The organism is Burkholderia sp. MS455, from assembly GCF_016899445.1.
GTDB classification, from domain to species: Bacteria; Pseudomonadota; Gammaproteobacteria; order Burkholderiales; family Burkholderiaceae; genus Burkholderia; species Burkholderia pyrrocinia_C.
In genome coordinates this window covers 2318952-2333399 of the sequence record NZ_CP041778.1, presented here as the reverse complement: position 1 = coordinate 2333399, position 14448 = coordinate 2318952, and the positions used below count along the sequence as shown (strand labels likewise).

The 14448-nt window shown below is 61.4% G+C and carries 3 protein-coding genes; all 3 read left to right on the top strand.

The annotated features are described in order from the left end of the window. Nucleotides 1-95 precede the first annotated feature (95 nt). A complete protein-coding gene (locus FPJ27_RS14955) occupies nucleotides 96-6647 on the top strand; it encodes a cycle-inhibiting factor (protein WP_204421634.1) in 6552 nt (2183 codons plus the stop codon). A 178-nt stretch (nucleotides 6648-6825) separates the two neighbouring features. Beyond that, nucleotides 6826-7464 (top strand): glycoside hydrolase family 19 protein, encoded by a 639-nt coding sequence (locus FPJ27_RS14950; protein ID WP_204421633.1) that lies wholly within the window; start codon nucleotides 6826-6828, stop codon nucleotides 7462-7464. A 591-nt stretch (nucleotides 7465-8055) separates the two neighbouring features. Continuing rightward, nucleotides 8056-14301, top strand: a complete 6246-nt coding sequence (locus FPJ27_RS14945; RefSeq protein WP_204421632.1) for a cycle-inhibiting factor — start codon at nucleotides 8056-8058, stop codon at nucleotides 14299-14301. Nucleotides 14302-14448: the final 147 nt, after the last annotated feature.

The following is a 14448-nucleotide window of genomic DNA, read 5'->3' as shown; positions in this document are numbered from 1 at the left end:
AACGATTGGGCCACGTGCGGGTATGGGCCAGTCAGTGCGGTGATGCAGGCGTTCGTGATTTCGGCGCTGCGGGTCACGGCAGGCAGGGTGGGACGATGAAGTCCATCCTGAGACAAACGCGCGAGGAGGCATCGCAGACGCCGCGTGAGCGGCGACGGGTGACATGGGGGCCGATTTCGTATGCTGGGCCAGAGGCGCACGCCGAGTCGGACGAACGTTCGGTGCCGTGGGCGGCGCTGAATGCGATTTATCGCTGGGCGAGCCAGGAGGAGGTGCCGGCAGGAGACGAGTCGAAGCAGGATGAGCCGAAGCAGGACGAGTCGACGCAAGACGGGGCGCGGCCCAATGAGGGCGGTCGCAGACGAGCCCGGGCACGCAAGGACCGCAGGTATCGTCGTCGACTGTTGAACGCGATCGTGACTGCGGCCGAGCAAGCGTTGTTGAGCGCGGATCCGGGGGCGGCCGATCAGTGGAAGGAGGCTCGACGTGTGAGCCCCGCGCGGGTGAAGGGGGCGCGGTCCTTGATGCGCGAGTTTGCGCGGGCGTGGCTGCAAGAGGCTTTCGCGGATTTGGGCGTCATGCTCATCGTGCACTGGAAGGGGGTGGAGGCGTGGATTGTGTCGGAGCTGATAGAGGTGTTCTTACGCCATCCGGTGAGGACGATGTGGCTGGCGCAGATTGATCGAGCGGTGGGCGAGCGCGATCCGCAGGCGGTGGAGAAGTGGAGTCAGTTTTTGAAGACGGCGCGCGTCGACGCGTATCAGAAGGTCTCGCTGATCCCGTCGTGGCGGGATGTGGTGGGGGCGTTCCAGGATATCTGGGTGACGTTGCGCGGTAGCGCGTCGCAAGACAGGCGGCCAGCGGCAAAGGCGCCGTGGGAGGCAGAAGTAGAGGATGAGGAGCCGGTGGGGCTCACGCCGTTTCAGCTGCGTCCGAGCGTGGTCAAACTGCTGTTCGAGCTGGCGAATCAGTTGGGGGTGGTGGGCGAGCGGCCCGGTCGCGAGAGTTTGCATCCGGGACGCTATGCGCGGGTCGATCCGCCGAGCTGGGGGTGCGGTGAGGCGAGTCTGCCGCAGTCCGATCGCCGCCCGCTCTGGATGAGCGTACCGGAGGCGCACGCGGATCGGGAGCTGCGCAGCAAGTGGGGGCAACTTCGGGGCGTGCGTGAGCAACCGGCGTGGGTGGTGCAATGGACTCAGACGTTACAGCGATGGGGGGCAGATGTGTTGACGGGTCAAGGCAGGGCAGCGGAGCGTACACAGGATCAATCGGTGCCGGTCAACGCGGGGACCTCGGTCTTTGGTCAACTGAAACCCGTGGTGCCGCTGGCGCGCGGATATATGAATCAGCTACTGCATAGCCAGATGACGGGACAGTCACGCGCGGTTGCGCACCCTGAGAGCGCAGTCTGGGGCATGCCGGGGGCGAGTGGCGCACCGACGTTGGGCAATCTCCGGAATCGGTTGTTGCCGGTAATTCCGGCATTACCTGCGGCAGAGCCAACTGCGCCGGCGGGAGACGAAGAGACGAAATGGCGGTACTTGAACAAGGGGCTGACGCTGGCGGAATATCTGGTGAAGCATGGGACTGCCGCGGGGTATATCCGGACCTGGCCCGCCTTGCTGGACAAGGGGGGCGAGATGGGGGCGCCGTTGCGTCAGGCTTTGCTTGAGGCGCGACTCAGGACAATTTTTGGGAACGCCCCGGCAACGTTAGGGGCACAGGATTCGGTGACGTACCGGTATGGTGACATCGTGAAGGATATGTCGCTGCTCGAGGCGATGGCGTATCGCAATGGGACGCTCACGTATCCATCCGGTACCACGGAGGCGGTGACGACTCAACTGGAGCAATTGCGTCTGGCGGACGCGGATACGCAATGGGCGATGTTGCTCGAACATATCACGAAAGACGCGCATCGGAAGTTCTCGCGCGCGATTGCGCCGATCCTGAATCCGTTGTCGTGGATTGACCAATGGGTGCGTCACACGACGGCAGCTGAACAGTCGCGCCTGGGTATGTCCGAGCCGATTGCCCCGGATCAATGGATCGAGGTGGGCTATCGCCTGCGTATCGCCGCGAATGTGCAGGCCTTGCATCACCGGGTGGAGCCCACGCTCATCAAGCGGTTCCAGTGGCGCGAATTGGCTACCGGATGGCACCAGCCGCTGCTGGTGCAGCACGAGATTGTGTCATATGGCGGTGATGCGCGCATGCCTGCGCTGGTGGAGGCGGTGGTTGACCAGGTAAGCGGACTGGAGGCCGAGATGCAAGAGGCCTTGGAGCAGTATCGACAGAACGAACCGGCGAAGCAGGCCGCGCAGAGCGCGCTGACCAATCAGATCCAAGCACTGGCGTTGACGCTGCTTGATCAACCCGGAGTGAACGAGGCGATTCGCACGACGGTAAGCGATTTCCTGAAGCAGCGGGTGACGGCCCAGCACGGACTGACGTATCGCGGCCAGCGTTTATTGGGGGTGTATTACCTGCCGGTGGGCTCGGAAGGGGTAGCGGGGATCCTGTTCAGTGCCTACCAGGATGAACCGATCATCGTCCGTCAAGGTGCGCGCACGCTCCATGACGATGGGTGGCGTACGTCATTGACGATGTCCGATGCGATATTGCGGTTCGAGGACGAATCGAAGGTCCGGAAATGGCTGGCCGCGCACATCGCATTGAGTGCGGCGAAGCCGGAGATGATGGAAAAGCCCGTCGACTACGATGTGGCAACTGTTGTGCCGTTTCAGGTGTCGAGTTTGACTGGGGGAGGGCGCGCCAGAGGGAAACTCAAGGCGGACTATCCGATCGCGTTTGGCGAACCTGTGACGATGGAGCAGTTGCCGCAGACGCTGTTGCAGGATCTGTTCACCCGCCTGGAATCCGATATTGATGCGTTACTTTATACAAAAGGCGAACTCCATCTGGCGCAGGTGGGGCATTTGCTCAGCCACCTCTCGACGTTATATCGGGTGGCCGAGATCCTCTACGGGCCAAGCTCATCGTGGCTGACCAATATGGTGTTCTGGGGGGTGGAATCCGGTGTGGAGGTGGGGGCGGCGTATCTTCAGCGGGCAGGCGCGGCCACCGTGATGGAGCAAAAGACGCGCGATGAACAGATTCGCCACGCAATCGCCTCCAGCGTTGCGAGCCTGATCATGATTCTGGTGCCGCCGGCGGTCGAAGTGGGGAAGCTGGCGGCCAATCAGGCAATCAGGCGGATTTATACCGCGGACAATCTGCACCAGTCGATTGACCTGTATAACCTGTTCAAGCAAAAGCACGCATCGTTTGCGGCCGCGTTCAGGAACATGCGGTGGTCCGCCGCGAGTCCGGTGGTCAGAACGAAGGTGCTGCGCAATGAACTGGTGCCGTTCGCGCAACCGATGTGGGGGCAACACGCCCGCGGTGAGGCGTCGACCCACTGGATCGACGCGCTCATTGACGAACACGGGTATGACGATCTGACCGGCGCGGTGGTGGGTAACAAACGCGGCATCGAGGCACAGGCACGCGCCTATGGTGAAGTGGTCGATCTGATCCAGGATCGCATCGCGACGCCGTTGCCCGCGCACTATTACGTCTCGAAACCGGGTGAACCGTTTTCCGAGGCATCGGACTGGCTGACGCAGCAAATCGATCCCACGTCCTATACCGGTATGTGGATCGACTCCTACACGCACACGGAAGCCCAGCAGCTCGAACATCTGCTGACCAAGTATCTGCAAGCCGATTTGAGCGAGGCGACATCGCTGGACGGTTTCCTGCACGATTTCTGGGGATTCTTCGGGATGCCGTCGACTGCGCTGCCGCTCGAGATTCCGATGCAGCGAGCGTTGATGCATCAAACGCAGGCGCGGATGCGTTCACTGGGTGCGGATCATCGGGCGGAGATTCTGTATGAATTGATTCTCGGCATCTCGGACGATGAGCGGGCCGCGTTAGTGGCCCTTACGTTGGCACGCTTGCAGGCGAATCCCGGAAAATTTTACGCGCTCAGCGATGAGGGGATACAACACCTGGCTCGTAAGGGGGCACCGGCGCCCTGCCGACTCACGGTGCCGCAATCATGTGCGTCTGCGACGAACGTTGAATCCGACCGGCAGCTCATGAAGCAACGCATGCTGGCGCGGGATCAGCAGCCGGCCGACAATGCCATGCTTTGGTACGCTGACTGGCAGTATCGCATCGTGGATCGCGATCCGGGAGAGATCATCCGGCAAGCCCGCGCGACCCAATCGGAGGTGCGCGAGCGGATCAAGGGCTTTGGATTGGCGCCCGCGGAGCAGAGCGAGATGATGCGGGCCTATGGAGTGGAGGCGCCCAGTGGCGCGTCCGCGACCGAGCCGGTCAGCGGTATCAGTACCCGGTATTTGTTCAAGCTGACGGTCGAGGAACAATGGGCGGTGGATCCCAGGCATCTGCCGGCGGTAAGCGGCGACGACAAAGTGGGCGCGCTCCTGGATAACCTGGACACTCAAAAGCACTATGCCTTGATGGTCGACGATGCCCGGTTGGGGCACCAGTATCTGGTGGTGACGGGACCGTCAACCGAAGGGTACGTCGCCTCGGTGATGCAGTCCCGTCTGGGGGAGACGCTGTCCGCACTGAAGTATTCGGACTGGATGCAATCGCGCGCACGCGACACGGTGAGCCTTCAAACGTTGAAGCGCCTGTTGTCGTCCGGGATGAAGGATTTGTCGGTTGCCGATCAGGATGCACTGTTTGCGCATGTGCTGGACCTGAACCAGAACACCCGAACGCTGGTGCGGGAGTCGGACGGCAAAACGATTGTGGACATGAGCAAGCTGGTGAGCGTGCGGGGCATGGAATTTGATCCTGCCCAGCAGGCGGTCAACGTGGGGATTCTGGAGCGCAAGATGATGGGGTATCTGCTTGCGCGTGAGCTGGAGCAGCATGGCGCGATCAAGCAGTATCTGGCGCAGCCCTCGCTACAGGGCCCGGCTGCGTCCCAGCGTATTGCTACGGTGCTGCCCACTCAATACAAGCCCGGTATCGTCACGCTCGATGTCTGGAAGAAAGCCCGGGACGCCCGACCCGACAAGCATGTGGCGACGCAAATTGAATTGGGAGGCAAGCTGTATGTCATCGATGCGACGCTCGGGCAGATCCCGGGGCTGGGTCACTATCGGCAGCAGGTTTATATCGGACCACGATCGGACTGGATCGCGATGCTATTGCAGGCCAAGCCGGTCGGGCTGGCGACGCTGCACACCGTGCCGGCCGGCCAGTACCGTGCACCGGTGGCGACGCGCGATTCGTATCCCGCGCATATCGGTGCCGATCGACAGGTGTTGCGCGAAACATCCTGGTATGCAAGCAGCCAAAGCCCGTACGGGCTCGCCCAACTCGAGCGTGCGATGTTTCGAGACCAGCTGGACGCGACGCCGACGGCGCTCTGGCGCCAGCATGACGCAGTGCTGCGTGCCATCGATGACGAGGCGTTGAAGGATCTGGTCAATCCGCTCAAGTTCCATCGGAATGCAATGGGACTGCGCTCGCACGAGGAGGTCAAGAGCGATATCGGGTCGTTGTGGAGCGAGCAGGACGATCTGGTCGAAGACTTCGACGGGTTTTGCAATGGTCTCGTCATGAAGGCGCCCGCGGATCAGGTTGCAGAACTCGATGGGCTCATTATGAAGAATCAAAACCTGATCGAAACGGCCAAGGTGGATAACGAGGCACGCAAAAAGCGGCTATCGGGCTTGCTCAAGCGTGCGATCGAGCTGCAGGTGAAGCGCCAGCAGCTGGCGCAGTGGAGTGAGTCGGAGCGGCTGAGTCGAGGCGACGTGTCGGTGCTGGCGGGTAGGGGGCTGGTGAACACGGCGTCACCGACGATGACACCCACGTCACTGCAGTTCAGTCTGCTGCGTCACGACAAGGTGGCCAATGAACTCCAGGCCAAGCCATTTGATTCTGCAACGCTTGAATCGGGTGGGGCATACGAGGGGTTGCTCACGAGTTTTGACGGGTCGCAAGTAAGCTCGATGAGGGCCAATGTCCCGTTGGGATACTACTGGGGCGGCGATCATAAGCTGGACAGTCGTGTCAAATTCTTGCGGGTGAGCAACGGACGCTCGGGGACCGTCGCGCTCAAGATTCCACTGGCCCAAATGCGTCAGGGCGAGCCACTGGTCATAACATCGGGTGCGTTGAGCGGCTGCACCATGGTTTATGCGCGACACGGCTCGGATCTGTACGTGTTTCACACGGGACAGGGTGTGGGCGACACGACGTGGCGCACCGGTTTCGAAGGGGTGCGCAACATGGCGGACGCGGTCAAGCGCATTGCCGATCCATCCATTTCGGTGCCGAGTTCGAATATCCAGGCAACCGATGATCTCGGGAAACTGTTCAAGTCCTTTGATCGAACCGTGATTACCTATTTCGGTAAAGAGGGCACACGATTCAATCCGGTGATCCTGCCAGACAATGTCCAGGTATTTGATTACAACCAGACGCCTACGCCGACGGTGGGTCGATTGGGCTACAGCTATGCACTGGTCTATCGCGACGTGAAAGGCATGCATGTGCGTGGCTTGTCCGAGGATATGGTGATTACGACGGATAAGAAAAAACAAAATGTGGTGGAATCGCTAATCTGGAAACTGGACGGTGAAAATGATTGACGGGTGAGTAGCGTTTTGTTGGGTGGCTGTAAAAGGTAAAAATGGTTTGCGTATCGATATTGTTGGCGAGTTTTAAGAATGTTGAGCAAATAGTAGTACTAATAATCTGGATCGCGCATCGTGATCGAGCATGCGCGTGCCGAGTCTAAGTTTGACGTCCGAATGAGGGGAGGAAAGTATGGACCAGGCAACATTTGCACAAGCCGCACACCTGAGTGCGGAGTTGGCCACGCGCTGGTACGGGCCGGTGAGTGTAGCGATGCAGCAGTTCGATATTTCGACGCCCGCGCGTCAGGCGATGTTTGTGGCGCAGATCGGCTACGAGTCAGCGGGATTGACGCGCCTGGTGGAATCGTTTGATTACTCGGTGGACGGCCTGGCGGTGTTCGGTGCGCGCTTGTCGCAGCATGACCGTGCGCAGTTTGGCCGGCAACCGGGCGAGGACGCGGTGCCGCTTGCGCGCCAGCAGCTGATTGCCAATCAGGTCTACGGTGGGCGGTTCGGGAATGGCGCTGCGTCAACCGGCGACGGTTGGCGCTACCGCGGCCGAGGGTTGAAGCAGATCACGTTTGCGGACAACTACCGCGCGTGTGGCCAGGCATTGGGGGTGGACTTGCTGCTGCACCCTGAGTGGCTGGAACAGGATGCGTATGCCGCGCGCTCGGCGGGGTGGTTCTGGCAGGCGCATGGCTTGAACGCGTATGCGGACCGAGGAGATTTTGCGGGGACCACGCGCGTGATCAATGGGGCGGCGATGGAGGCTGAGCCACAGCGTGAGGCGCGCTGGGCACAAGCCAGGCAGGTACTGCAGGTATGAAAGACGGCAAGGCAGAACGAAACCGTGCCAGCGGTCGCACGCGACGGCTGGCTCCGGAACAAACAAATGAGACAACGCCATGATGATGCCTGTTCAGACGCTGTTGGGTGGTGGGGCGCGATGTGCGGTGCGCGACTGGACGGCTACTGCCGTGCAGGCATGGTTGAACATCATGGCGTTGGTGATCGGTACGCGCACCGCATGGTCGGCTCGCATGGCGTGCGTGTCGAGGTTCGTCCACTCGGGTAACGCTAGGAAGGCAGGCATTTGAGTCCCATCCGCATACCAACACACGAGGAGACATCGGGGACGCCGCGCGCGGGGCGTCATGTTAGATGGGCGCCGCTGCCAGGGGAGGCGGATGAGTCGGGCTCGCACCCGGATCAGCGTTCGGTGCCGCGTGCGGCGCTGGATGCGATTCATCGCCGGGCGAGCCAGGAGGGGGCGCCGGCAGGGGGCGAGTCGTCGCAGGGCGAGTCGTCGCAAGACGAGTCGACGCAAGACGAGTCGACGCAAGACGGGGCGCGGCCCAATGAGGGCGGTCGCAGACGAGCCCGGGCGCGCCGGGACCGCAGGTATCGTCGTCGACTGTTGAACGCGCTGGTGGCCGCGGCCGAGCAAGCGTTGTTGAGCGCGGATCCGGGTGCGGCCGATCAGTGGAAGGAGGCTCGACGTGTGAGCCCCACGCGGGTGAAAGCGGGGCGGTCCTTGATGCGCGAGTTTGCGCGGGCGTGGCTGCAAGAGGCCTTCGCGGATTTGGGCGTCATGCTCATCGTGCACTGGAAGGGGGTGGAGGCGTGGATTGTGTTGGAGCTGGTGGAGGTGTTCTTACGCCATCCGGTGAGGACGATGTGGCTGGCGCAGATTGATCGAGCGGTGGGCGAGCGCGATCCGCAGGCGGTGGAGAAGTGGGGGCAGTTTTTGCAGAAGGCGCGCGGCGACGTATATCAGAAGGTCTCGCTGATCCCGTCGTGGCGGGATGTGGTGGGGGCGTTCCAGGATATCTGGACGACGCTGCGGGGGAGCGCGTCGCAGGACCGGCGGCCGGAGGCAAAGGCGCCGTGGGAGGCAGAAGCAGAGGATGAGGAGCCGGTGGGGCTCACGCCGTTTCAGATGCGCCCGAGCGTGGTCAAAGTGTTGTTCGAGCTGGCGAATCAGTGGGGGGTGGTGGGTGAGCGGCCCGGTCGCGAGAGTTTGCATCCGGGACGCTATGCGCAGGCCGATCCGCCGAGCTGGGGGCGAGACGAGGCGAGTCTGCCGCAGTCCGATCGCCGCCCGCTCTGGATGAGCGTACCGGAGGCGCACGCGGATCGGGAGCTGCGCAGCAAGTGGGGGCAACTTCGGGGCGTGCGTGAGCAACCGGCGTGGGTGGTGCAATGGACTCAGACGTTACAGCGATGGGGGGCAGATGTGTTGACGGGTCAAGGCAGGGCAGCGGAGCGTACACAGGATCAATCGGTGCCGGTCAACGCGGGGACCTCGGTCTTTGGTCAACTGAAACCCGTGGTGCCGCTGGCGCGCGGATATATGAATCAGCTACTGCATAGCCAGATGACGGGACAGTCACGCGCGGTTGCGCACCCTGAGAGCGCAGTCTGGGGCATGCCGGGGGCGAGTGGCGCACCGACGTTGGGCAATCTCCGGAATCGGTTGTTGCCGGTAATTCCGGCATTACCTGCGGCAGAGCCAACTGCGCCGGCGGGAGACGAAGAGACGAAATGGCGGTACTTGAACAAGGGGCTGACGCTGGCGGAATATCTGGTGAAGCATGGGACTGCCGCGGGGTATATCCGGACCTGGCCCACCTTGCTGGACCAGGGGGACGAGATGGGGGCGCCGTTGCGGCAGGTCTTGCTTGAGGCACAGCTGAAGACAATTTTTGGCGCAGACCAGTCGACGTTGGGGACTCAGGATTCGGTGACGTACAAGCATGGTGATGTCGTCAAGGAGATGCCCCTGCTCGAGGCGATGCGGTACCCCAATGGGACGCTCACCTATCCATCGGGTATCGCAGAAGCCGCGACCACCCAACTGGAGCAACTGCGTCTGGCGGATGCGGATACGCAATGGGCGATGTTGCTCGAGCATGCCGCGCGTGATGCGCGCGCGCAGTCTTCGCGCGCGAATGCGCCGATCCTGAATCCGCTGTCGTGGATTGACCAATGGGTGCGTCGTACCACGGCAGCCGAACAGGCGCGCCTGGGCATGTCTGAGCCGATTGCCCCGGATCAATGGGTCGAGGTGAGCTATCGCCTGCGTATTGCCGCGAATGTGCAGCCCCTGCACCGTCGGGTGGAACCTACGCTGACGAAGCGATTTCAGTGGCGCGAATTGGCCACCGGCTGGCATCAGCCGCTGCTGGTGCAGCACGAGATCGTGTCGTACGGCAGCGATGCGCGCATGCCGGCGCTGGTGGAGGCGGTGGTCGGCCAGGTGGGCGGACTGGAGGCCGAGATGCAACAGGCCCTGAAGCAGTATCGGCAGAACGAGCCGGCGAAGCAGGCCGCGCAGGGCGAACTGACCAGGCGGATTCAGACTCAGGCGTTGACCCTGCTCGACCAGCCCGGGGTGAACGAGGCTATCCGTACCGCCGTGAGTGATTTCCTGAAGCAGCGGGTGACGGCCCAGCACGGACTGACGTATCGCGGTCAGCGTTTGTTGGGCGTGTATTACCTGCCGGTGGGCGCGCAAGGGGTAGCGGGGATCCTGTTCAGTGTCCACCAGGACGACCCGATCATCATCCGTCAAGGTGCGCGCACGCTTTATGACAACGTGTGGGGCACGTCATCGGCGATGTCCGACGCGATATTGCCGTTCAAGGACGAATCGAAGATCCGGCAATGGCTGGCCGCGCACATCGCATTGAGTGCGGCGAAGCCGGAGATGATGGAAAAGCCCGTCGACTACGATGTGACAACCGTTGTGCCACTTCAGGCGTCGAGTTTGACTGGGGGGGTGCGCCCCAGAGGACAGCTCAAGGCGGACTATCCGATCGCGTTCGGCGAGTCCAAGACGCTGGAGCAGTTGCCGGCGAAGCTGCGTGAGGATCTGCTCACCCGCCTGGAATCCGATATTGACACGTTACTTTATACCAAGGACGAACTCCATCTGGCGCAGATCGGGCATTTGCTGAGTCACCTCTCGACGTTATATCGGGTGACCGGGATCCTCTACGGGCCGAGCACATGGTGGCTGGCCAATCTGTTGTTTTGGGGGGTGGATTCCGGTGTAGAAGTGGGGGCGTTGTATCTACAGCGGGCAGGCGCGGCCACCGTGGCGGAGCAAAAGACGCACGATGAACAGATTCGCCACGCAATCGCCTCCAGCGTTGCGAGCCTGATCATGATTTTGGTACCGCCGGTGGTCGCGGTGGGAAAGCAGGCGGCCAACCATGCAATCAGGCGCATTTATACCCTGGATAATCTGCACCAGGCGATTGACCTGTACAACCTGTTCAAGCAAAAGCATACGTCGTTTGCGGCCACGTTCAGGAACATGCGGTGGTCTGCAGCGAGTCCGGTGGTCAGAACGAAGGTGCTGCGCAACGAACTGGTGCCGTTTGCGCAACCGATGTGGGGGCAACACGCCCGCGGTGAGGCGTCGACCCACTGGATCGACGCGCTCATTGACGAACACGGGTATGACGATCTGGTCGGCGCCGTGGCGGGTAACAAACGCGGCGTCGAGGCACAGGCACGTGCCTATGGTGAGGTCGTCGATCTGATCCAGGATCGCATCGCAACGCCTTTACCGAAGCAATACTATGTGGCGAAGGTTGGTGAGCCTTTTCATCAGGCAGCCCAATGGTTGACGCAGCAGATTGAGGCGACGTCATTTATCAGTATGTGGGTCGACTCCTACACGCTCACCGAGGCGCAGCAGCTCGAACGCTTGTTGATCAAGCATCTGCATGCCGATTTGAGCGAGGCGACATCGCTGGACGGTTTCCTGCACGATTTCTGGGGATATTTTGGGGCGCCGCCAACGCAGATGCCGCTGAAGCTTCCGATGCAGCGCGCGTTGATGCATCAGACGCAGGCGCAGATACGCTCACTGGGTGCGGATCATCGGGCAGAAATTCTGTATGAATTGATTCTCGGCATCTCGGACGATGAGCGGGCCGCGTTAGTGGCCCTCACGCTGGCACGCTTGCAGGCGAATCCCGGCAAATTCCATGCGCTCAATCATGAAGGCATGCAACACCTGACCCGCGTGGGAAAGCACGCGCGGTGCAAGGGTGCTGCGCCGCAAGCGTGTGTGCCCTCGGCCTCGGTCGATTCCAGTCAGCAGGCTGTTGAGCAACGCGTGCTGGCGCAGGATCAGCAGCCGGCCGGCAATGCGATGCCGTGGCACGCTGACTGGCGGCATCGCATCGTGGATCACGATCCGGGAGAGATCATCCAGCAGGCCAGGGCGGCACAGGAGGCGGTGCGGGAGCGGATCAAGGGATGGGGTTTGTCGCCCGCCGAGCAGAGCGAGATGATGCAGGCCTACGGGGTGGAGGCGCCCGGTGGCGCATCCGCCTCCGTGACCGAGCCGGTAATCGGTATCAGTGCCCGGAATCTGTTCAAGCTGACGGTCGAGGAACACGGGGCGGTGGATCCCACGCATCTGCCGGCGGTGAGCGGCGACGATAAAGTGGGCGCGCTTCTGGATAACCTGGATATTAAAAAGCACTATGCCTTGCTGGTCGACGATGCCCGGTTGGGGCTCCAGTATCTGGTGGTGGTAGGGCGCACAGTCGATGGGTACGTCGCCTCGGTGATGCAGTCCCGTCTGGGGGAGACGCTGCCCGCCCTGCAGTATTCAGACTGGATGCAATCGCGCGCCCGCGACACGGTGAGCCTTCAAACGCTGAAGCGCATGCTGTCGTCCGGGATGAAGGATTTGCCGGTTGCCGATCAGGATGCACTGTTTGCGCATGTGCTGGACCTGAACCAGAACACCCGAACGCTGGTGCGGGAGTCGGACGGCAAAACGATTGTGGACATGAGCAAGCTGGTGAGCGTGCGGGGCATGGAATTTGATCCTGCCCAGCAGGCCATCAACGTGGGGATTCTGGAGCGCAAGATGGCGGCGCATTTGCTTGCGCGCGAACTGGAGCAGCATGGTGCGGTCAAGCGGCATCTGGCGCAGCCGGCGCTGCAGCACCAGGCTGCGTCCCAACGCATTGCTGCGGTGCTGCCCACTCAATACAAGCCCGGTATCGTCACGCTCAATGTCTGGAAGCAACCCCAGGATGCCAATCCGTACAATCGTGTCGCGACCCAGATTGAACTGGGTGACGAGTCCTACATCATCGATGCGACGCTCGGGCAGATCCCGGGGCTGGGTCACTATCGGCAGCAGGTTTATATCGGACCGCGCTCGGATTGGGTCGCGATGCTGTTGCAGGCCAAGCCGGTGGGTCTGGTGACGTTGCAAACCGTGCCGGCCGACCAGTACCGTGCGTCGGTGGTGACGCCCGAGTTGTATCCCGCGCATATCGGTGCCGATCGACAGGTGTTGCGCGAAACGTCCTGGTATGCAAGCAGCCAAAGCCCGTACGGGCTCGCCCATCTCGAGCGCGCGATGTTTCGGGATCAGTTTGCCGCGACCCCGATGGGGCGCTGGCCCCAGCATGGCGAGGCGCTGCGTGCCATTGATGACGAGGCGTTGAAGGATCTGGTCAATCCGTTCAAGTTCCATCGGAATGCGATGGGACTGCGTTCGCACAAGGAGGTCAAAAAAGATATCGGCGCATTGTGGAGCGAGCAGGACGATCTGGTTGAAGACTTCGACGGGTTTTGCAATGACCTCGTCATGAAGACGCCCGTGGATCAGGTTACGGAACTCGATGGGCTCATCATGAAGAATAAAAACCTGATCGAAGCGGCCAAGGGGGATAACGAGAATCGCAAGAAGCGGCTGTCGGGCTTGCTCAAGCGTGCGATCGAGCTGCAGGTGAAGCGCCAGCAACTGGCGCAATGGAGTGAGTCGGAGCGGCTGAGTCGAGGCGACGTGTCGGTGCTGGCGGGTAGGGGGCTGGTGAACACGGCGTCACCGACGATGACGCCTACATCTCTGCAGTTCACTCTTCTGCGTCACGACAAGGTGGCCAATGAACTCCAGGCGAAGTCGTTTGATGCGGGCATGCTGGAGTCGGGCGGGGCATATGAGGGGTTGCTGTCGACGTTTGACGGATCGCAAGTGAGCTCGATGGAAGCCAATGTCCTGTTGGGATACTACTGGGGGGGCGATCATAAACTGGAAGGTCGCGTCAAATTCCTTGAAGTCAATAATGGTCGTTCGGGGACCGTTGCGCTCAAGATTCCGCTCGCCCAACTGCGCCAGGGCGAGCCGCTGGTCATAACGTCGGGGGCGCTGAGCGGCTGCACCATGGTTTATGCGCAACAGGGCTCGGATCTGTACGTGTTTCACACGGGACAGGATGCGGGTGACACGGCGTGGCGCACCGGGTTCGAGGGGGTGCGCAACATGGCGGATGCGGTCAAGCGCATTGCCGATCCTTCCATTTCGGTGCCGAGTGCGGATATCCAGGCAAACGATGACCTCGGGAAACTGTTTAAATCGTTTGATCGAACCGTGATTACCTACTTTGGTAAAGCGGGGACGCGACTCAATCAAAAACGTCTCCCGGAAAATGTTCGGGCATTTGACTACAACAAAGTTGCCACGCTGACGGTGGGGCGACTGGCCTACAGTTATGCATTGGTCTATCGCGACGCTGGTGGGGTACACGTTCGCGGTGTGACCGAAGATGTCGCGATTGCGTTGAACAAGCGGGAGCAGACGGTGTTGGGATCGATGACCTGGGAGATGAAAAGTCAGCAGTGAGGTGTTGGAGGGGCGACTGGTGTGGGCGGACGGGATGTGAGCAAGGCACATCGGTCATCGGCATGGGGGTAATCGCAGCCGTTGATCCGGTGATGGACGGGGGTATCGCCGGATCGAAACCAACGCAATAAGTGTAGTAGGGAAGAT

Excerpts from the sequence above, each read along its gene's own strand:
- FPJ27_RS14950 (WP_204421633.1), top strand. The coding sequence starts at position 6,826 with ATGGACCAGGCAACATTTGCACAAGCCGCACACCTGAGTGCGGAGTTG.
- FPJ27_RS14955 (WP_204421634.1), top strand. The coding sequence starts at position 96 with ATGAAGTCCATCCTGAGACAAACGCGCGAGGAGGCATCGCAGACGCCG.